The organism is Serratia sp. HNCC26DJ244 (assembly GCF_057180565.1).
This window is the reverse complement of the sequence record NZ_JBXUGO010000009.1, coordinates 100423-118604: the sequence shown is the minus strand read 5'-3', so window position 1 is coordinate 118604 and position 18182 is coordinate 100423. Positions and strand designations below refer to the sequence as shown.

26 protein-coding genes are annotated in these 18182 nt (G+C 48.8%); 3 read left to right on the top strand and 23 right to left on the bottom strand.

Annotated elements, in window-relative coordinates; translation table 11 throughout:
• Positions 1 to 172 precede the first annotated feature (172 nt).
• The 16 genes from AC2A06_RS09790 to AC2A06_RS09715 form a co-directional block, all read right to left on the bottom strand.
• The gene (locus AC2A06_RS09790; protein ID WP_484380146.1) at positions 173 to 652 is read right to left on the bottom strand and encodes a hypothetical protein; all 480 of its coding nucleotides are present in this window, start codon (positions 650 to 652) and stop codon (positions 173 to 175) included.
• Positions 653 to 758: 106 nt separating this feature from the next.
• Positions 759 to 2420: a terminase large subunit gene (locus AC2A06_RS09785; RefSeq protein ID WP_484380145.1), complete on the bottom strand. Its 1662-nt coding sequence runs from the start codon at positions 2418 to 2420 to the stop codon at positions 759 to 761.
• Positions 2404 to 2760 carry a phage terminase small subunit P27 family gene (locus tag AC2A06_RS09780; protein ID WP_484380144.1) on the bottom strand — a complete coding sequence of 119 codons (357 nt, stop codon included), beginning with the start codon at positions 2758 to 2760 and terminating at the stop codon, positions 2404 to 2406. Before AC2A06_RS09780 ends, AC2A06_RS09785 begins: the two co-directional genes overlap by 17 nt.
• A 128-nt stretch (positions 2761 to 2888) precedes the next feature.
• Entirely contained in the window at positions 2889 to 3041 is a 153-nt protein-coding gene (locus tag AC2A06_RS09775) for a hypothetical protein (RefSeq protein WP_484380143.1), read from the bottom strand.
• Positions 3034 to 3480: an HNH endonuclease signature motif containing protein gene (locus AC2A06_RS09770; protein ID WP_484380142.1), complete on the bottom strand. Its 447-nt coding sequence runs from the start codon at positions 3478 to 3480 to the stop codon at positions 3034 to 3036. The genes AC2A06_RS09775 and AC2A06_RS09770 overlap by 8 nt, the downstream gene beginning before the upstream one ends.
• Positions 3480 to 3773: a head-tail connector protein gene (locus tag AC2A06_RS09765; RefSeq protein ID WP_484380141.1), complete on the bottom strand. Its 294-nt coding sequence runs from the start codon at positions 3771 to 3773 to the stop codon at positions 3480 to 3482. The genes AC2A06_RS09770 and AC2A06_RS09765 overlap by 1 nt, the downstream gene beginning before the upstream one ends.
• Complete coding sequence (locus tag AC2A06_RS09760; protein ID WP_484380140.1) at positions 3766 to 4980, bottom strand: phage portal protein; 1215 nt, start codon at positions 4978 to 4980, stop codon at positions 3766 to 3768. Before AC2A06_RS09760 ends, AC2A06_RS09765 begins: the two co-directional genes overlap by 8 nt.
• Before the next feature lies 1 nt (position 4981).
• Positions 4982 to 5533: an HK97 family phage prohead protease gene (locus tag AC2A06_RS09755; protein ID WP_484380139.1), complete on the bottom strand. Its 552-nt coding sequence runs from the start codon at positions 5531 to 5533 to the stop codon at positions 4982 to 4984.
• 45 nt (positions 5534 to 5578) lie between these two features.
• Positions 5579 to 6757, bottom strand: a complete 1179-nt coding sequence (locus tag AC2A06_RS09750) for a phage major capsid protein (RefSeq protein ID WP_484380138.1) — start codon at positions 6755 to 6757, stop codon at positions 5579 to 5581.
• Positions 6758 to 6961: 204 nt separating this feature from the next.
• Positions 6962 to 7660, bottom strand: coding sequence for a hypothetical protein (locus AC2A06_RS09745; RefSeq protein ID WP_484380137.1), 699 nt, complete (start codon positions 7658 to 7660; stop codon positions 6962 to 6964).
• A gap of 49 nt (positions 7661 to 7709) precedes the next feature.
• On the bottom strand, positions 7710 to 8012 hold the full coding sequence (locus tag AC2A06_RS09740; RefSeq protein WP_484380136.1) for a hypothetical protein: 303 nt from the start codon (positions 8010 to 8012) through the stop codon (positions 7710 to 7712).
• Positions 8013 to 8289: 277 nt separating this feature from the next.
• The gene (locus AC2A06_RS09735; RefSeq protein WP_484380135.1) at positions 8290 to 10050 is read right to left on the bottom strand and encodes a DNA primase family protein; all 1761 of its coding nucleotides are present in this window, start codon (positions 10048 to 10050) and stop codon (positions 8290 to 8292) included.
• Positions 10047 to 10316 (bottom strand): hypothetical protein, encoded by a 270-nt coding sequence (locus AC2A06_RS09730; RefSeq protein WP_484380159.1) that lies wholly within the window; start codon positions 10314 to 10316, stop codon positions 10047 to 10049. Before AC2A06_RS09730 ends, AC2A06_RS09735 begins: the two co-directional genes overlap by 4 nt.
• 61 nt (positions 10317 to 10377) lie before the next feature.
• Complete coding sequence (locus tag AC2A06_RS09725) at positions 10378 to 10647, bottom strand: transcriptional regulator (RefSeq protein ID WP_484380134.1); 270 nt, start codon at positions 10645 to 10647, stop codon at positions 10378 to 10380.
• Complete coding sequence (locus AC2A06_RS09720) at positions 10640 to 10891, bottom strand: hypothetical protein (protein WP_484380133.1); 252 nt, start codon at positions 10889 to 10891, stop codon at positions 10640 to 10642. The genes AC2A06_RS09725 and AC2A06_RS09720 overlap by 8 nt, the downstream gene beginning before the upstream one ends.
• A complete protein-coding gene (locus AC2A06_RS09715; RefSeq protein ID WP_484380132.1) occupies positions 10884 to 11102 on the bottom strand; it encodes a host cell division inhibitor Icd-like protein in 219 nt (72 codons plus the stop codon). The genes AC2A06_RS09720 and AC2A06_RS09715 overlap by 8 nt, the downstream gene beginning before the upstream one ends.
• Positions 11103 to 11295: 193 nt before the next feature.
• Here AC2A06_RS09715 and AC2A06_RS09710 point away from each other — a divergent pair, with 193 nt between their 5' ends.
• A complete protein-coding gene (locus AC2A06_RS09710; RefSeq protein ID WP_484380131.1) occupies positions 11296 to 11481 on the top strand; it encodes a YlcI/YnfO family protein in 186 nt (61 codons plus the stop codon).
• A 144-nt stretch (positions 11482 to 11625) separates the two neighbouring features.
• On the opposite strand, the gene AC2A06_RS09705 is transcribed toward AC2A06_RS09710, so the two are convergent.
• From AC2A06_RS09705 to rplU, 7 genes are all read right to left on the bottom strand, one after another.
• Entirely contained in the window at positions 11626 to 12513 is an 888-nt protein-coding gene (locus AC2A06_RS09705; protein ID WP_484380130.1) for a BRO-N domain-containing protein, read from the bottom strand.
• A 14-nt stretch (positions 12514 to 12527) separates the two neighbouring features.
• Positions 12528 to 12809, bottom strand: coding sequence for a helix-turn-helix transcriptional regulator (locus AC2A06_RS09700; protein ID WP_484380129.1), 282 nt, complete (start codon positions 12807 to 12809; stop codon positions 12528 to 12530).
• 109 nt (positions 12810 to 12918) lie between these two features.
• Positions 12919 to 13695: a hypothetical protein gene (locus AC2A06_RS09695; protein WP_484380128.1), complete on the bottom strand. Its 777-nt coding sequence runs from the start codon at positions 13693 to 13695 to the stop codon at positions 12919 to 12921.
• Positions 13692 to 14912 carry a tyrosine-type recombinase/integrase gene (locus AC2A06_RS09690; RefSeq protein WP_484380127.1) on the bottom strand — a complete coding sequence of 407 codons (1221 nt, stop codon included), beginning with the start codon at positions 14910 to 14912 and terminating at the stop codon, positions 13692 to 13694. Before AC2A06_RS09690 ends, AC2A06_RS09695 begins: the two co-directional genes overlap by 4 nt.
• A gap of 190 nt (positions 14913 to 15102) precedes the next feature.
• Positions 15103 to 16062 (bottom strand): DMT family transporter, encoded by a 960-nt coding sequence (locus AC2A06_RS09685; protein ID WP_484380126.1) that lies wholly within the window; start codon positions 16060 to 16062, stop codon positions 15103 to 15105.
• A 212-nt stretch (positions 16063 to 16274) separates the two neighbouring features.
• Entirely contained in the window at positions 16275 to 16532 is a 258-nt protein-coding gene (gene rpmA, locus AC2A06_RS09680) for a 50S ribosomal protein L27 (protein ID WP_004933559.1), read from the bottom strand.
• A 17-nt stretch (positions 16533 to 16549) separates the two neighbouring features.
• Complete coding sequence (rplU, locus tag AC2A06_RS09675) at positions 16550 to 16861, bottom strand: 50S ribosomal protein L21 (RefSeq protein ID WP_004955927.1); 312 nt, start codon at positions 16859 to 16861, stop codon at positions 16550 to 16552.
• Between the two features lie 121 nt (positions 16862 to 16982).
• Here rplU and AC2A06_RS09670 point away from each other — a divergent pair, with 121 nt between their 5' ends.
• Both AC2A06_RS09670 and ispB read left to right on the top strand, forming a co-directional pair.
• Positions 16983 to 17120: a hypothetical protein gene (locus AC2A06_RS09670; RefSeq protein WP_160165611.1), complete on the top strand. Its 138-nt coding sequence runs from the start codon at positions 16983 to 16985 to the stop codon at positions 17118 to 17120.
• A 9-nt stretch (positions 17121 to 17129) separates the two neighbouring features.
• Positions 17130 to 18101 (top strand): octaprenyl diphosphate synthase, encoded by a 972-nt coding sequence (gene ispB / locus AC2A06_RS09665; RefSeq protein WP_484380125.1) that lies wholly within the window; start codon positions 17130 to 17132, stop codon positions 18099 to 18101.
• The last annotated feature ends 81 nt before the right edge of the window (positions 18102 to 18182 follow it).

The window sequence follows — 18182 nt, the reverse complement described above, 5'->3', positions numbered from 1 at the left end:
AATCTATTGATAAAAAGCACTTTTCATTATCTGGCGAAGTGCCTTTTTGTTTAAAATGACTACATCATAGACTACACTGTTACTTGAACCATGTAATCCTTTGGCGAACATAGACAAACAAAAAGGCCGCCTAAGCGACCTCTGTAAATATTGTTTTAACCTTACATAGGCATCAATCAGCTAACTTGATATACTTGCCGAACATCTCCTGCGCTGGTTGATACTGCTCCGTGAACCAATTTCGCTTTAGTTCAAGATAATCACCTTCCTCCTCGGTTAGCCTTTCCCTATCATCATTCTCTGAGCTAGCAACGAACCTGTCGTACTTTTTTGCTAAAAACTCTAGCTTCACAGCAACGTTATGCAACTCATCTAAATATGCCCTTATTGGAGCCTCAAACAAAAAGTCAGCCTCTGAAACAGAAACCCTAAAGGTTGAAAGCTCCTTGTAAGTGACCCGTCCATTTATCAGCATAATATCTATAAGTTTTTTCACTTCTTGATAGATTTTCAGCCTACGATCATACAGGTCAAACTTGAATTTTCGCTCATTTAATTTCCATTGTTGCCAGGCGATATAACTGGTTATGATTGCTATCAAAACGGTCATTGCACCTTGAACAATGGGTGTCACCATGCTGACATTAAGCATCCTTTCCTCCAGAATTCATTATGTGTTAGAGCTATCTACAGCCGTTCACGTAGTCAGTGTACAAAATTAATAATTCACTTACCCCAATATTACATCTACTCTCCTGTTAAATACCCTTGAACGCCGCAAGGCGTTGCTGTTGTTCTTCGCTCAGGTCAAACGCAAACTCTTCATGCTGTAACTGGCAGGTGCCAAAGCTCATCAAGAAGGCGATCGCCGGGTCTATCTTGTTTGCTGCCTTCTTCTTGTTCGGCTTGATATTGGCGTTGGCGTCACTCTCCATGACTACGTTAGCCATTGCCCAGGCCAACACCGGATCGCCGTTGTGCTCAATCACCTTACGGTTAACGTACACTTCTGCTGATTTCGCCACCGGGCTGAATTTGATGTAGGTTTGCGGGAACGGCTCTACATCAATCCCGGCACCCTGTAACTGAGTACGGATCTGTGTGGCGTTCCAAGTATCAAAGCCCACCAGCTCAATATTAAAGCGCTCAGCGTCAGTGAGCACATCATCACGGATGCGGTCATAGTCGATACAATCCCCGGGTGTTGGACGTAACCACCCCTGTTTTACCCACTGGCGGTACAAGGTGCGGTTTTTATTGGCAGGGTTCTGCAGTTGGGCTTCGGGGATATAGTGGCGCGTCAGTAAGCGCATGTGGCGTTCCAGCGGGAAGGTGTAACACACGCTGGTAATGTCACTGGTAGAGGAAAGGTCTAAACCAGCGTAACAGGTCAGCCCTTCCAGATCGGCTTCGGTATAGTCGGCGGCGCAGGCTTTCCAGGCGCCTTCCCCCATCCACGGCGTTGCACCCTGGCACCAGATATTGAAACGCTTGGTCAGCATTTCTACCCACTGCGAGGGAATACCGCGGGCCTTCTGGATGGTATCGGCCAGTACGGCCACATCAACGGACACCGACAGGTTAGGATTGGCCTTCACCCACTGCGCCGGGTCGTCTACTTCGGTTTCGTCCTCCAGCTCGTAGATCAACGCGAACAGCGATTCATTCTCTTCTTCCCCGGCCAATATCTGGCAGCAGTAATCATAGTGTTGCTTGCAGGCCGATACGATGTTGCTGCCGGCTGTCGTGATGGCAAACAGAATGCCTTCGGGGCGTCCGCCCATGCCCAGCTCGAGCGCCGAATAGACGCCGTTATCCGGGTGCAGGTGGTATTCATCGACCACCGCCAGGCTCGGGTTAGTCCCTTCAATGGTGGATGCCCTGGCCGCCAGCGGCTTTAACAGGCTGTTGGATTTGGCGTAAATCAGCTTGTGCTGCTGGATAGCCACCCGTTTGCGCAGTGGTTTGGATAACAGGCACATTTGCCGGGCATCATCAAACACTATACGGGCCTGATCACGACTCACGGCGGCGGTGTAAACGTCCTGCTGGCCATGCTCCATCACCAGGAACCAGTTAGCCAAGATCGCGGCTACCGTGGATTTAGCATTTTTGCGCGGTACCTGAATATAAGCGCTGCGGTACTTGCGCCGACCAGTAGCCACCACCTTGAACCCTAGCAGGTTGGCAAAGGCGAATTGTTGCCACGGTTCAAGCTCTATCGGCTTACCACGTAATGGCCCTTTAACATGGGGACAGAGGCGAGAGAAAGCGACAAAACGTTCTACAGTGGCCGTATCAAACACGTAAAGCGGGTTGTTTAGGTCGGAAAAGTAGCGGTTTACGGCCTGTTTTAGCCGTGTACACGCTGGAATTTTGCCGCTTTTTATCGCTTCTGCGTACTCATGCCAGGCGGTCAAGTTCGTCTTCCTCGTCGGTTTCTACTGGATTACGGCGGCGGGATACCGGATCAAAGCCCAGCAGGGAAGACATTTTTATCATGATTTTTTCAGCGTCAGCCTTGGCACTTAATGAGGGGTTACGGCTTTCACCGCCCTGACTGTTCACGATGCTGAACCCGCGCTTCTCAAGGTCGGCAACGGCTCGGCGATACATGGAATAGTTCACGCAAAACAATTCGAGGTTCCCCCAATCGGCTGGCGTCAAATCATCCCGTTCAGCTAACTGTTTGGCTCGAGCCTTCCATTGCTGGCTGGCGATTTCATCCAGATAAGCGGGGGGTTTTGGAGGTCTTGCCATAACGTTTTAATTTCCCATCGGTTTTATTTTCAAAAAAAATACCGCGCATAAAAATCTGAGGGGGCGGGCGGTGCCGGAGGTGAGGGGTTTTGTCCTTAAAATCCCCCCCACCCCACGCAAACGGCCCGCTATCGGTTTCTAAACGCTTCGGCCAACTCTCGGTCACGTTGTGTTAAGCGCTTGCCTGTGGCCTGTTCTGGTGTCTTGCCGTGACGCTTGGTAAACCCATCACGGCTACGCTGTAACCCTTTAATCAGTTGATTAATCTCTTGTTCAGTCATGTTTGCTACCTTCATGCAACCAATCCCAGCGACGGGCAGCGGCCTCTTCTTGCTCACGGAACTTACCGGCCTTACGTTGCTGCTTAGTGATGGGGTCTTGTGTGGTGGTCTTGCGGTTATGGCAGGTTTGACATAATCCCTGGTGATTGCTGGCTGGCCAGAACAGTACGTCATCGCCTCCGCTAATCGGGATAATGTGATCGACTATCTTGGCTGGTGTATACCTCCCCTCTTTCTCACACGCGACACAAAGCGGGTGATTCCTGAGATACACTAAACGGTATTGCTCCCATTGGTAGGTATAGCCACGTTCACGGCGCGAACCGCGCCTTTCATCTTGCTGGCGTTCGGCCTGGCGCTTATGTTCAGGACAGCGGCCAGACTTCACGCGATTACGGCAACCGGGATAGGTGCAGCGCTTCAACGGATGGAATGGCATTAGTACACCCCCGGATCACGGTATACGCTCCATAGATGGGAGATGGTCAGCGGCACCTCTTCGGATGATAGGGAGGAAACCATTTCCCGATTTTCATAGAGCATACTGATATACATCAGGCACCCCACTTTAATTGCCGGGTTAAACTCCAAGTCATCACCGAAACGTTTACCGATATGCTTTTGGCAGACCTCCAGAGATGCCGCAATATAGCTCACAAGAAGGTTATCTTCGTAATCATCATCAATGCGGCAATGCAGCTTTACCTCTTCCAGGCTAATGAGATCATCCATTGGTTTTGCCCTCCCCCTTAACTTCAACCGTTTGTTTCCATGCCTGGCTAAACTCTTCCCCACCTTCGCGTGGTGGCATCCCTTCACGTTCGCGGGCTTCATTCGGGCACATCACGCCAGACTTGATCGCCGTTTCGTAACTTGTGAAGCGATCCTGCGGGTTGGCGCGTAACAGGTCAGCGGTATCAAACTCCACCAGGTAGCGGGAGCCAGCAGACGGGGAATTCAGCAACAAGGCGGCTTTAAGTTGCTGTTCAAAGTTGGTCAGCCATGGGCGCATCGTCATGGTGAGAAAAGCGCGGCTAGCTTCGCTGAAATTGCTGTAAGTGCTGTTGGAATACTCCTGCAGGAAGATCGGGCTGATATTAAAAATACGGGCAATGTCTTCAATGGTGAATCGGCGAGAGGCCAGCCATTCAGCGTCTTGATTGCTCATGCCTAATTGCTCGTACTCCATCCCTCCTTCAAGGATCGGCGTTTTACCTGCATTTCTGGCCCCTTTGTAACGCTCTAGGGCATCAAGGGCTTTTTTACCGTTAACGCTGTCCAACCACTCTTTGGCTTTAACTATTCCTGCGGCCATCATGCCATCTTTCATGATGCTGGCACCGTGGCGCTGTTGGGCCATACCTAGCCCCAAGGTTTCCCGGCAGATGCTTACCGGAGAACGGGACAGGAAACCATCATCAGTGGAATAACGCAGGTGCAGGATCTCTTCCTGCAGGTAGGTACGCACACGCCCACTGAATGGCTCGGTAATGGTGTAGGCGTAGCGGTGTTCGTCCAGGCGCTTCGGTACAACGGCGCGGGGCGGGTACGGGTGTAATGATTGCGGCTGACCATCTTTCCCCCACTGGATAACCGCATAAGCGTTACCATTCAGTAGGCAATGGCGCATCAAGGTGCGCTTGAACTGGTAAGGGGTCTGGCAATCGTTCGGGCGCTCATTGAGCAACACATCGACGGGGTGATCTGCCAACCAGGCGCGGGCCTCTACACCATTGGTACGTGTTACCCGGTACAGGTAGCAGGGCATGGAGGCCACCGCTTCACTGATCACCGCCACGGCGTTTAATACCGCTGGCAATGTTTCAGCATTGCCCGATGAAACATGCTCACCCGAACCGGTGTTGGGAATACCTGCCATCGCCAGGAATTCGTCAATGGTCATGCTGCGGTTTTCGGTCTTGCGTTTCCATGGCCACATATCACAACCCCGCCAGATAAGCCCAATGAGAACGCAGATCTACCCGCGCCAAATGCTGAGTTAGCAGTGAGCGTTTGGCAACTTCCACCGCGCTTTCTGGGTAGGCCGGTAAACTGGTTACGGTGATCTCTCTCAGCTCAGCAGCCAAGACGGTGCGCACATAAGGTTGAGTGGAAATGTCCCACTGATCTTTCAACGCCCTAAATCCGAACGACATACCGGAAATATCCCCACGTTCAACCAGGATCAACACATCGCGGCCCAGTTGGGTATCGGGTGGCGTTAGCTCAAAGCGCAAGCCGGTAGCATCTTCATTCAGTAACAGCGTACCGGAGGTGCTACGCCCAAGCAGTGCCATACGGTCATGCTCATACAAGGCGCGAACATCGGTACCCGCCGCCAAGCTATCTTTGAAAGCATTAGGCGCGAACTGCTCTACAAACTCGTCCCACAACACTTCTGATCGGCTATTCCACTTGACGGCATACCCCACCAGCTTTTTATCAGTGGCGGTAAGTGTGGCGGTGCGGATTTCAAAATCATTATTTTTCATCGGTGAACCCCTCAGGCAGAAAAGGGGCCGTAGCCCCTTCTCGGATTACTTGGCGGCTTTGATTTCCAATACCTTGATCGCGTTGGAATCCACCAGCCCACCGCCCAGATACTTATCAGTGTGTACCTTGTAAAAACCCGGTTCGGTTATGTTGTCCGGGCGGGTGCGGGTGCCGGTGTCATGATCCACGATGAAATAGCCGCGCTTGAAGTCACCAATCGCAATCACAGGTTGGCCCGCTTCGGCGGCTGGCATGGTTTCCAGATAGTGAACCGGATGGCCCAACAGCATATCGGGGTCACCCGCTTGTAAACGGTCGCGCCAGATGTAATCCCCGCTGCCGTTCTTCAGCTTTTGCAGCATGGCGGCAGTATTGGAGTTCATCGTCCATACGGCATTACGGCGGTAACGGCGGCGCAGTTTGAATACCAGATCGATCAGCTCATCAGCGGTGGGAGTCACACCAGCAGAAACCAGCTTTTCCAGCGTGCCAAATGGGCGAGTACGATCCCCGGTAGCCGCTCGGGGATAAGATAAGAAGCCCTTGGACTTCTTCACCCCGTCACCGCTTACCAGGTCGGTTTCTTCCGTCTCGGCGAAAGTGTCGCTGATCTCTTCAGTCAGCCAGCCCAAAATATCTACGTCGCTAAAGTCGAGAATTTCCTGGGTGGTTTTCGGGTAAGCATAGATAGGGTTCAACTTGATGCTGACCTCTTCCAGCTTAGGCGTCGCGGTTTCGTCACGGGCTTCACCTTCGGTGCCACGTCCTACCGCCGCGCCGCCTACGGACACGAGCTTTTTGTATTCGTTGGATTTGGTGGTTTTCACTGTACAGATTTGGCGCATCACGCTTTCATCTGCCAACATGCGCATGATCTCGGTATCGAGTTCAGGGATAACGGAATAACCGCCGCTCTCATTCACGGTGGTAGACAACATCCGGGTTTCACCGGTCATGATGTAGTGGCGTAACTCTTCGTTGCTTAGGGTCTTACCGTCTTTCGCTGGCTTGGCTTTGCCACCTTGGGCGCGTTCTTCATCAGCCAGGGATTCATAACGGGCAATGTCAGCCTGTAAGGCGTCGGTTTGGGTGCGGAGTTCATCAAACTGGGTGGCTTCTTCTGAGGTAAGGCTGCGTTTCTCTTCTTCGGCCTTGGTCAGTAAGGAGCGCATTTGGGTGGCTAGTTCTGCTTTCTTCTGGCGGAGTTCAATCAATTTTTTCATGTACGGTTTCTCGCGTTAATAAATTACGTGACGTGAAACCAGCACTGAATTTTGGGGTGACCGCTTAGCCTAATCTGGAGGAAAAAACTAAGCGGCCAGTGGCGGCTCACGTCTGAGTGCCACCCTTAAACATATACATGAGAATAAAATAGTAAACAGGCTATTCTTGACCTAAACGGCAACAAACAGCAGCAAACAAATAATTTACAAAACTTTTTTAAACTGTCTCTCAATCTCATCAAAATCTAAAAATAAAATATTTAGCAATGACTTGTGTTTTAATATGGTTTGCAGTGATTTTCTCTCATACATTGGCCGTATAGGGTCTATGTGCCAAACAGGGAGTAAAAACAGTGAAACATCTCTTAGAGTAATCCCCCATAATTTAAAAATATACTCATTGAGGAAATTTACTAACTTTTTAATAGAAGCAAGTGCCGTATCACTACAAAAATCAAATGCGTCGCCATCAGTTCCACTACCTACTTCTGTGTGAAAAGCACCAAATCCACCATCGTTATTAAAATTTGATTTAACATTATGACTCTTAGTAGAAACCTTAGGGTGCACTATATTATTCCGCTGTTGAATAATTTTTATTATGTCTTGACTCACCTTTATCCCTTTCGGAAGCCCTCTATCTGTATGCCATTGCAATACAAAATCAAACTTCTCAAATGTATTAAATCTTTCAATTTTTTTACTTAACTCACCATTAATATTAACTGATTTTAAAAATGCGTTTGCAGCCGCTTCCAAAGCATAATTAACTGAGAGAAAGCAAGACCTAGAAAAAACCTCCTCCAGCCTACCACTAAATTGCAAAGAATGTTCATACAGAATCAATGCATCAGCTAAAATATCAAAAAAGTCATTCCTTGTTATTTTAATAGTACGATTCATAACATCACCATTATTAAATATTAACTCTCATAAAACAGAGTCAGGATTATTATTTCTTAACGCAATCTATAGCGCTATCTAAAAATTTCCCCATGCCTTTAAGCTGTTCAATCAGTATTTCAAGTTGTTCCTTGCTTGATGCCAAGATTTCACCTGAAAACTGGTGACGCAAGTAACCGTTATGATCCACAAAGAAGAATGCCTCTCGGTGAACCATATCTCGGTACTCACTCAAAGCCATAAGATCTAGCCCTAGTTTATCATCAGGTATGCCAAACAGCTTCTTGTGCTCAATGATTTTCTTGATGCTAATTTTTGAATATGTGACTTCATCTTGTCTGCTGATACTCATCTCTTTTGCCTCTCATTTTATAGAAAAAAGTTTTTTACTACTAAAACTGTCCGAACTGTCCGCCCTTGTCATTTTTTCAATATAAATCATTAAATTAAGTAGTCAGACAGTTGTTTCCAAACTGTCCGCCACTGCCCGCCCAAACTACCCGCCTTGATTCGGACAGTTCAGACACTTAACGCCAACTGTCCGCCCACTGTCCGCCCTACTTAATTACATGTATTTACTATATTTTTATTATAAGGGCGGACAGTTCAGACAGTTTATTTCAAAAAAACTATATTACCGCATCACCCCTTATAGGCTCATCGCCTCCGCTAGCCGCTGGTAACCACTCTTCGGCCTCATCCAGTAACGTGATGTTGGACTGGATACGGCCACGGGTTGCCTTCTTGCTTGATTCAGCTTTCTTGTACTCCTTCCCATACTCCGCCATGGCTCCTGGCATATCCTTACCGAACCTGGTTAATGATACCGGCTTACCCAGGCCATGGGCTGACATGTAGGCCATATAGGCATGATACAGATAACGCCGTGGGGAAAAGGGGATAATCTCGGCATTGCCTATGAACATCCCTTCGCACTCCACCAGCGCCATGAGGTAGCCGCAAAAATCCACCAGCGAATCACCCTCACGCTTAATCGCTAATGCTTCCTCAGATTGCCGCTGTTCCAGCAAAAGCCCTTTGGCCTCCTGTTGCTTGGCAAAGCGGGTTAACAGGTGCCGGATGATAACGGCCAGTTCTGCCTCAATCTTTTCAGACAGGAGCAGATCACGTTCCCCATCGGGCACCACATCAGCAAAGTTAAATATCACCCGCCGCCGTGAAATGCCCCCACTGCGATCGCTAAAGGTCATTGAATTGTTATTCACTGCCAGCACAACAGCCGGGATCCGCATCGAGTAAGGCGCTTTGTATTTCGGGTCTACCGCTACTTTATCGCCGCCCGTAATGGCTTTTATCCCTGCACCATCACCGGCATAACGGGCCATATCAGACAGCACGATCAGCGAAGCCCCTACTATCAATTCGCGTTCCTTCGGGTTTTCCAGTGAGGACATGCTGGCGGCTACCGTATTACCTTTACCTGCTAACATGGTGCAGACCTCGGCAAACACGCTTTTACCACTGCCCCCCGGCCCGGTGACCTCAAGGAATAGCTGCCAGTCGTAGCGGTTAGCCATCACCATGTAGAGCGCAGCCAATACCCGATCAGCCTTACGAGCGTTGCCACCTGTAGCACGTGTTAACCACTTCCAGAAGTTGGGGGCGTGGCTGGATAGGGTTTCCCCTTCGTGTGCCTGGCTGAATTCGACACCACTGGCGATCAGCAGCCAATCCTCTCGGCGGTGTGGCCGGAACTCCCCGGCCTTGGTGTCAAATACCCCGTTAGTGAACCCGATAAGATGCCGTTCCGTGGTACCCATGCGGGGCAAACTCAATTTCATGGTATCCACAGCGGACTTAATGCCTGGTTGGGAATAGGAGATTTCAGACTCGCGGTATATCGCTGCCATTTCCCGCTGCAGCTCTTTATCGGCTATCGGCTTCCAGATCACGCCGTCATAATGGTGAACCGTGTCAGAATCGCCGTGAATTGCCAGTGCCCCATCATAACGAGCCAGAAGCACATCACCCCGCTGACTGGCCCCCATCTGGTTAAGTGCTGGCGTTGCTGCCGGTTCTGGCGGTGTAGCGTTGAATAGGCCATTAATCCGGTCAGCATCAGCCAGTACGGCCACCAGCTCTTTACGGTCGATAAACTCCAACGTTACCGCTTCGCGCTTCTCCCTGGCTGATTCAGGGGCACGGTTGGACATGAAACCATGCTCGGTTAGCCACTCAGGGGTGACATTACCAATAGCGAAGGAATGTAACTTTCTGGCCAGCTCGTTAAGTGGCGTTCCTGCCGTGGTTTGCAAGATAGCTTTTGCCGCTATGGCCTTCTCTATCGGGCGACCATTAACCCAGCGGTAGACACAGGAAAACAGTTCATTAGGCCATTGGCGGGTATTAGCCTTTTGTAGTTTGCTCATGCCTGCGGCCTCCCGGTCATAGTGAATTTACCGATCAGCGGGTGGTACCAGTATTTGCTGCCGTATTTGCGCTTGGCTCCCTTGATGATGATTAGCGCAGCCTTCCTGAAATTGGCTTCATGAACAATATGCCCGTGGCCCTGCTTCACAATCATTACGCCGCTGTGCCGCGCCAGTTCTTCCGCCTTGCTGGTGGATAGGCCCATTTCAGCCGCCAAGGTGGTTAAAGGTGCCATGCCTTCCGGTATGCTGTCTTTACGCTGCATAGTCGTCAAAGCCAGTTCAAGCGCCTGTACGCGCTTTTCCAGTTCGTTAAACTTCATTGGGCTAATCATGATTCACCCCCGCATCACACTCTTCACACCGGATAATGTCGTGTATTCCACTCACCCACAGAGAAACCTCTTGCCGTTGCTGGCTATCTTCAATCTGGGGAATGACTTCTAACAACAGGTGAAGTAATCCTTTTTTGACTCGAAACAAGCGATCCCGTGACCGGTTCTCTGTCGTGTTTGGGGTTGGTGCATTAGGGTTACCAATCAAAGCACTGACCCGCTCAAAATCATTACGGTAAGCATCCAGATTTACTTCACGCATGGTTACCCCCAGAACTGAGTTTATTTACAGTTACTTTGTTTTCAGTTGGCACCTGTTGACGTTCCGCCGCTGAGAGTTCGAGCAGATATACCGCCACCGCACCAGCAAGATCACAGGCGAGATCAACAAGGTTCTCACTATCAACAGAACCAATCTCATCATCCCGAGAGGCCGATACAACCAATAAAAGCGAGGATAACTGACAGGCTTTTTCTGATGCTTGGGTAAGAGTCATTTCACACATGGCGCACCTCACGAACAGGCAGACGGCCAGCAAATGAAAGAATGAAATGTGGGGCTAATGCCTGGCGGGCTTCCCGCTCGGTATATGCCTCTACTGACAAGCGACAAGGCTTAGCCTCACGATCAATGCGAGAGACCGCCAAAAAGCGCCAAGTAAACTTATTCGGTGTGTAGGAATTCCGCCCGGTTAAGGGTGTGATATGATTCGTCATAGCTACCTCGATACGTAATCTATCGTTGGTGGTTAGAGGCCCGGTTAGTGGTGAGACACTGCCGGGCTTCGCACTTTCAAGGTGTATTTCACCTTTGCGTTTTACACTATACTTAAGTGAAATACACTTCAAGCCTTTTCTTATCATTATTTTTGCGTATACTGACATACACCTAATATATGGAGTATCAGCAATGGCAACGGGTGCAAAGAACGCAAAATCACAAATGACAACTGTTCGAATCCCACATGAAGTAATGGAAGATATAGAACAGCTAAAGGAAGATGGTGAAAGCACGGCTGGTTTTCTCGTAACCGCCGCCAAAGGTGAAATCAAACGCCGCCAGCGCAAGAAGGCCAAGGAAGAACCTGCAGGCTGATCGCTAGGGGAGTGCGCCAACGGCGCAGTTCCACCAGCACGGGTATTAAAATAGCAGCGGTTGACCTGATCGATCAGTGTGATAAGCTGGCCTGGATAATCTTTAGTGTAGTGACATTGGCGGCCCGGCAAGGCCGCTTTTGTTTTATTCGGCCTCTGCATGGCTACCCCCTGTCAGTTCCTTATCGTGCGTATATTCCCCGTTCCAGTCTGCTTTCATGGGTAATTCACCCTTTAAGTAATGGCGATAAATCCATAGCGCACCCTTATGCAACAGAACCGGCGTGAAGGCGGTGAAGCCCTCACCGCGCACAACCTTGGTATTCTTTTCTGTCAGATACCGATCCCTGGCATATGAATACACGCGCCAACGGGCAGCACCTCCACTGGTGCTTTCATCAAACAACCAGCCCTTACTGGCAAGCCAGGCACTAATACGGCTGGTATTGACACCATTCAAGCGCTTGCAGAATTGAACGGGGGTAAGTCCGTCAGCAAACAGGCTTTCAAGGTGGTGGATGTATTCAGATTGCTGGTGGCTCAATGCTAAAGCCTTGCGGCTCTCTTCTCTGGCATCAGCCCACGCACGGGCAGCGGCCACTTCATCAGTAAAATCTGGTAACTCGGCCTTTATGGTTGGGAGAAGATACCCCCCAGTTCTACGGATCTCCGGCAATACTTCCGAGGTGATCCAGCGCTTAAACCGCCTTGCCTGGGGCTTACGGCTTTTAATGATTAGTGAATATAGGCCGGATTCGTTGACCAATAGAGGCTTACGACCTGAACCTAAGTAATCCTTATGTTCGGTTTTGTCCTCGTCATCAACAGCCTGTAATGCTACAGCCGTATTCGTCAGTTCTAACGCTTCGCAAATGTCCATAGCGATAAACCAAGGTTCACAATTAATTGTGACCACTCCCAACCTTGCCAATAACGCACCGCCTACTGACTTAAATTCGAAACAGCTAATATCCCTTTCCTGAATTTTGATAACAGATTGCCCTGGCGTAATCGCCATAGATTCAGCTTTCATATTTCAGCCCTTAATTATGAGGAACGACGGTTATATGGGTTATTCACGTTTTCTACTGCAGGAGGGTTACGAACCCACCACAACACATCACTGAGAAGCCAGGCACAAGAATTACGGCCAAAGTGGCAACGAGGCGGGAATTTACCTTCGTTCTCCAGCTTCCAGCGAGTGGTACGGGATAAGCTAGTGATCTCTTGGCATTCACGCTCACGAATACGCTTATCGTAGGTATGGCCATACTCAGCAAGGATAGTACGGCGTTGTTCTGGTGAAGGTAGGATATATTGATTAGTCATATTGCTCTCACTGTTTTACTGTTTTTCCGTGAAAGCTATTCTTTATACTTTGTACTCAAGTTGGTAGGGAAGTTAGGCTAACTTCCCCCTGAGTTAGCCTAACTCTGGGCTACTTGGAACTTGCTAGAGCTTTGCCCAATAAATCGGTAATAGTTTCTACTGCGAGCGGAGGCACCCCATTCTCCCAGAACCTATGACCATAATTATTTATTGCTTCAGCCCATTTAGTATTATTACTGCATAACTCTGGGTAATGAACTTTCATATGAACTGCCGCCATCAATACAGACTCTCTTTTTTTAGAGTGGTATTCTGTTAAGTGTGGTCTTTTTTTCTCTCTTTGAAAGCGAGTATTTACCTCATCGCCACAAAGAAAGGAAAGGCTTTCCTTGGTAATACAGAGATATTCATTTTTTATTTTTGCTTTCTCACTTTCAAAGTGAGCATAAAAATCAATTCCACTATCAATTCCAGTTGGGTAAACCGCACCTATGGTTTTTGTCGTGGCATAACCAAAACATTCAAACATCTCAGCAGCCCCCATATTTAAATCCCATACCCCGCCAATGGTAGCCGCCAAGCACCCTTCGTACTCCGAACTTATGGAAACATCATATATTGTTGAAAGGTTGCTAATTTTCACCTCATCAATCACCTGCGTTTCTTCTATTTTTTCAAGGTTTATATCACTTAAAACATCTAATGTCATATCTCCGTGAACTGATACCCTTGCTCCAACAAGAAAAGGCATCATAAGGCTAATAACCAAGTGACCCCTTGCTGCAAAATGGAACAAATCCTGAATGTCACAGCCTAATTTTTCTGCAACTTTATTTAAAGGGTAGTAATCCCTTTCAGGTAATGAAATTTTATTTTCACTATTCATTTATCACCAGCCTTTAAAATAACAACGTTTTCATGATTTCCGGCCAATACTTCCAGTCGGTCTATCCACTTGTTCAGCGCATCCAGTTTTTCCGGTAAATACTGACCGTAATTATAGTTACCCATAATAGCTGGTAACTTATGCCCGAGTAGCATTTCTGGAATGTGAGGGGGAATGCCAATATTGGCGCAATGAGTAGATAGAGCACGGCGTAAATCGTGGAATGTCCAAGGATCCACATGGCCCAAACGTTTATGAATAACCCTGCCAATCTGGCTCACTGCGCTTTCAGTTTTTAATTCACCGAGTAAATATTCAGATTCACGCTGCTGGTGCAGCTCAGTTAGCCAACCATGAAGCGCTGGAGGGATCGGGCGTAAAATCTTTTCGCGGGTTTTACTGTTCTCTTTCGGCACTGTCCACACCCAGCTATCAAAATCCCACTCGCTCCACTGTGAAACCCTGAGTTCTTTTGTCCGGCAACCGAAAACAACAAGTAGGCGAATAATCGTCCGATAGTAAGACATGATGTCTTTTCGGGTAAGACTGTTCCACACGTCCGCCAATTCGGCATCAGATAACACCCTATCGCGTCTCTCTGGGTTTTTACCTACGTCATTGACCGTTAGCATTCCTATGGCATCACTCGAGCCAAAACGACGCACACGGCAGAATTTCAGTGCTTGCTTGCAGATCTGCAATAAACGTCCTGCTGTCACTGCGTGTTTTTTTTCGGTGCTATCGAAAGCCTGTAGCCAATGACGGGTCTCAGATTCAGCAAGCGAGAGATTGCCTATGTGGGGATAAATGTAGGTAGCGAATTGAGAGCGGATAGCGTCGGCGTCGGTGCGTTTCTGTTGGGCGTAGTTATCTATCCAGTATTCCAAAGCATCTTTCACCGTTACCGGCTTCAGAGTCTGGGTTACATTCTCCTGTAACTGGCGACGCGGATCACGCCCACCAGCCAACCAGGTGCGGCACTGATCGCGCCGTTCTCTGGCTGATTTAAGAGACATATCAGGGTAACGCCCCAACACCAGGCGCTCTAATTTCGATTCTCTGCCACCTAATCTATAGGTGAACAACCAACTGATAGAACCCTGCTTCGAAACTTTAGCGCTTAATCCTGCCCCATCAGCAAACAAGCGAACAGCATCAGCGGGAGCCCCCTCCAGTGCCTTCAGCTTTTTGTCACTAAGTTTGTTCGTTCCAGCCATAAAAACCCTTTCAGAGTGATACACCGAGTGATACACCGTTCGTTGCATGGCCCCGAAAACGTCAGTTAACACCAATACAAGGTTTTCGGTTTACTCAATGATACTAAAGGAATTTAAAGCAAACACAAGGACACCCGCAACAACATGAAAACGCTAATAAATTTACCGTCTCCGTAAATCATTCACCGGGCTACTTCAAGGAAGCAACCAGATGGGGTTTTGCCCGCCTCGGCCACCAATAGTGACCAATTGCGGAAAACATGGCACCGGCTACCACCACAATTGCGCCGACATAGCCGACAATATTCAATGTCGGTGTCACAAATGCCTGTGGCCAGGCCAATGCTAATAAATCTGAAAATAACAGGGTAAATAGCGGGGTCAGCGTCACTAACGCACTCACCTGAGCCGCCTGCCAGCGCGCCATCGCTTCTGCTAGTGCCCCATACCCCACTAGCGTATTGGCTCCACAGAAAAATAAGCAGGCCAATTGCCAACTATTCAGTTGAAAAATCACTGCGGGCTTGGCCAGCGGAATTAATATTATTGCACACAAAGCATACAACATTAGCAAGATCTGCGACGACGCTAAGCGACGCAACAACACTTTCTGCGCCACGCCATAACTCACCCATACCAGCGCTGCACACACCCCCAGTAAAACACCAAGCGTGTAATCTGTCAGCCGGGTGAAGATCTCAACCAAACTAGCGTTGAAAAACAGTATCAGCCCACAGATTAACATCATTGCGCCAATCACCTGGGTCACGCGCATTCTTTCCTTGAGGATCAGTACGCTGGCGAACATCATGCCAACCGGTGACAGTTGACCAATCACCTGTGACGCTGTCGGACTCAGATAGCGCAGCGAAGAACTGAATAATGTGGCGTTCCCCAGTAAGCCAGCTGTTGCAATGAGCAGTAACCATAACCAGCGTGACTGACGGAACATATTTACCGGTGGCAAACGCCCACGCAATGCAAGGACCAGCCCTAATCCCACGCCGGCTATCATAAAGCGGTACCAAATAATGGTAAACGGGTCCATCACAGCCAATACTTCTTTCATCGCTATCGGCAATGCGCCCCAGCAAACCGCTGTGGTGAGTGCGAGAAAAATACCAACACCGACCTGCTGTTTTGTTTCCATATGGCTTGTGCCTATGTGCTATCCCCAAGTTCATTCAAGTTATGTGGGGTAGAGGCTGCGTCCTGGATGAATTTAGGTCTATACCCGTCACCATTTTAGCTGTAGCGGTAGCCATGTAGGCAGCAACTTGAAAAATTGGGTATAGCTATAAATGTAAAAAGCCCCGCAACGAATTGCAGGGCTTACATCTCTTTTTTATAAGGCTCGAAAAATTATTCAGCTTCGATGCTGATAAATTTACGATTGCTCGGGCCTTTAACTTCGAATTTGACTTTACCGTCTTTCAAAGCAAACAGAGTGTGGTCTTTACCGCAACCAACGTTGGTGCCTGCGTGGAACTTAGTGCCACGTTGACGAACGATGATGCTGCCTGCTAATACTGCCTCGCCGCCAAAGCGCTTTACGCCCAGACGTTTAGCTTCTGAATCGCGCCCGTTACGAGTCGAGCCGCCAGCTTTTTTGTGTGCCATTAATCCGCTCTCCTAACTTAAGCGCTGATGCCGGTGATTTTAACGTCAGTGAACCACTGACGGTGGCCCTGCTGCTTACGGTAATGCTTACGACGACGAAACTTAACAATCTTGATCTTTTCGCCACGACCATGAGCAACGACTTCTGCCTTGATCTTGCCACCGTCGACGAAAGGAACGCCGATCTTGATATCTTCGCCATTAGCGATCATCAGAATCTGGTCAAACTCAACCGCTTCACCAGTTGCGATGTCCAGCTTTTCCAAGCGAACGGTCTGACCTTCGCTTACTCGGTGTTGTTTACCACCACTTTGGAAAACCGCGTACATATAAAACTCCGCTTTCCGCGTGCCTAACTGTTTAATAGAGGGCGCGCTATAAATATTCACAATAGGGCGCGAATTCTACGCAATAATCCCTCACATGACAAGAGCAGAATAGAGTAGCGCAGTGAAAAAAGAAGAAAAAAAACACAGTTTCGTTCCCGGCGTTTATCTGGAGCATTTTTCTAGTACAATCGGGATGACAGTTACCGCCATGTGCCGATATGAGCAGCGTTCTCATCGCGGTGAAGAGCAACACAACTGAAAAAATATTATGAATCTAGAACAAATTACTGAGTTAACCACGCAAGATATGGCCGCCGTGAACGCCACCATTCTGGAACAATTAAATTCCGATGTTGCGCTCATTAACCAACTTGGCCACTACATTATCAGTAGTGGTGGCAAACGCATTCGCCCGATGATCGCCATTCTGGCGGCGCAGGCGCTGCATTACCAGGGAGATAAGCATATTACCGTCGCTGCTTTGATTGAATTCATTCACACAGCGACCCTACTCCATGATGATGTGGTGGATGAATCCGATATGCGCCGCGGCAAAGCCACCGCGAATGCGGCGTTTGGTAATGCCGCCAGTGTGCTGGTAGGCGATTTTATTTACACCCGTGCTTTCCAGATGATGACCAGCCTGGGGTCATTACCGGTGCTGGCAGTCATGTCCGAAGCGGTCAACGTGATTGCCGAAGGCGAAGTACTGCAATTGATGAATGTCAACGATCCCGACATCAGTGAAGAAAGCTATATGCGGGTCATTTATAGTAAGACGGCCCGTCTGTTTGAAGCAGCGGCGCAATCTTCCGCCATCCTCGCCAATGCTACCAAAGTCGAAGAACAGGCCTTACAGGACTATGGACGTTATCTTGGTACTGCGTTCCAATTAATTGATGACTTGCTCGATTACAGTGCGGATGGAACGACGCTAGGAAAAAATACCGGCGATGACCTGAGTGAAGGTAAGCCTACCTTGCCTTTGTTGCACGCTATGCATCATGGCAATGCAGAGCAATCAGCCATGATCCGCCAAGCCATTGAACAGGGGAATGGCCGTCATCTGCTGGAATCGGTTCTGGCAACCATGAGGATGTGCGGTTCTCTCACCTACACACGTCAACGAGCAGAAGAAGAAGCCGATAAAGCGATTACTGCACTGCAAGTATTGCCTGAATCACCATACCGAGACGCCTTGGAAGGATTAGCGCACCTTGCGGTGCAACGTGATTTTTAAGAAATCAGCATTTCCAAATACGCGAAGTCTATGTTGCAGGAAAAAGACGCCGTCTGTTTTGAACAGCGTGGCTCTCTTCGG

Coding starts and splice junctions, on each gene's coding strand:
- AC2A06_RS09730 (WP_484380159.1), bottom strand. CDS start 10,316: ATGCAGCGTAAAGACAGCATACCGGAAGGCATGGCACCTTTAACCACC.
- AC2A06_RS09720 (WP_484380133.1), bottom strand. CDS start 10,891: ATGTGTGAAATGACTCTTACCCAAGCATCAGAAAAAGCCTGTCAGTTA.
- AC2A06_RS09685 (WP_484380126.1), bottom strand. CDS start 16,062: ATGGAAACAAAACAGCAGGTCGGTGTTGGTATTTTTCTCGCACTCACC.
- rplU (WP_004955927.1), bottom strand. CDS start 16,861: ATGTACGCGGTTTTCCAAAGTGGTGGTAAACAACACCGAGTAAGCGAA.
- AC2A06_RS09790 (WP_484380146.1), bottom strand. CDS start 652: ATGCTTAATGTCAGCATGGTGACACCCATTGTTCAAGGTGCAATGACC.
- AC2A06_RS09690 (WP_484380127.1), bottom strand. CDS start 14,912: ATGGCTGGAACGAACAAACTTAGTGACAAAAAGCTGAAGGCACTGGAG.
- AC2A06_RS09705 (WP_484380130.1), bottom strand. CDS start 12,513: ATGAAAGCTGAATCTATGGCGATTACGCCAGGGCAATCTGTTATCAAA.
- AC2A06_RS09770 (WP_484380142.1), bottom strand. CDS start 3,480: ATGCCATTCCATCCGTTGAAGCGCTGCACCTATCCCGGTTGCCGTAAT.
- AC2A06_RS09775 (WP_484380143.1), bottom strand. CDS start 3,041: ATGACTGAACAAGAGATTAATCAACTGATTAAAGGGTTACAGCGTAGC.
- AC2A06_RS09695 (WP_484380128.1), bottom strand. CDS start 13,695: ATGAATAGTGAAAATAAAATTTCATTACCTGAAAGGGATTACTACCCT.
- AC2A06_RS09700 (WP_484380129.1), bottom strand. CDS start 12,809: ATGACTAATCAATATATCCTACCTTCACCAGAACAACGCCGTACTATC.
- AC2A06_RS09710 (WP_484380131.1), top strand. CDS start 11,296: ATGGCAACGGGTGCAAAGAACGCAAAATCACAAATGACAACTGTTCGA.
- AC2A06_RS09750 (WP_484380138.1), bottom strand. CDS start 6,757: ATGAAAAAATTGATTGAACTCCGCCAGAAGAAAGCAGAACTAGCCACC.
- AC2A06_RS09745 (WP_484380137.1), bottom strand. CDS start 7,660: ATGAATCGTACTATTAAAATAACAAGGAATGACTTTTTTGATATTTTA.
- AC2A06_RS09735 (WP_484380135.1), bottom strand. CDS start 10,050: ATGAGCAAACTACAAAAGGCTAATACCCGCCAATGGCCTAATGAACTG.
- rpmA (WP_004933559.1), bottom strand. CDS start 16,532: ATGGCACACAAAAAAGCTGGCGGCTCGACTCGTAACGGGCGCGATTCA.
- AC2A06_RS09780 (WP_484380144.1), bottom strand. CDS start 2,760: ATGGCAAGACCTCCAAAACCCCCCGCTTATCTGGATGAAATCGCCAGC.
- ispB (WP_484380125.1), top strand. CDS start 17,130: ATGAATCTAGAACAAATTACTGAGTTAACCACGCAAGATATGGCCGCC.
- AC2A06_RS09725 (WP_484380134.1), bottom strand. CDS start 10,647: ATGCGTGAAGTAAATCTGGATGCTTACCGTAATGATTTTGAGCGGGTC.
- AC2A06_RS09740 (WP_484380136.1), bottom strand. CDS start 8,012: ATGAGTATCAGCAGACAAGATGAAGTCACATATTCAAAAATTAGCATC.
- AC2A06_RS09755 (WP_484380139.1), bottom strand. CDS start 5,533: ATGAAAAATAATGATTTTGAAATCCGCACCGCCACACTTACCGCCACT.
- AC2A06_RS09765 (WP_484380141.1), bottom strand. CDS start 3,773: ATGGATGATCTCATTAGCCTGGAAGAGGTAAAGCTGCATTGCCGCATT.
- AC2A06_RS09760 (WP_484380140.1), bottom strand. CDS start 4,980: ATGTGGCCATGGAAACGCAAGACCGAAAACCGCAGCATGACCATTGAC.
- AC2A06_RS09715 (WP_484380132.1), bottom strand. CDS start 11,102: ATGACGAATCATATCACACCCTTAACCGGGCGGAATTCCTACACACCG.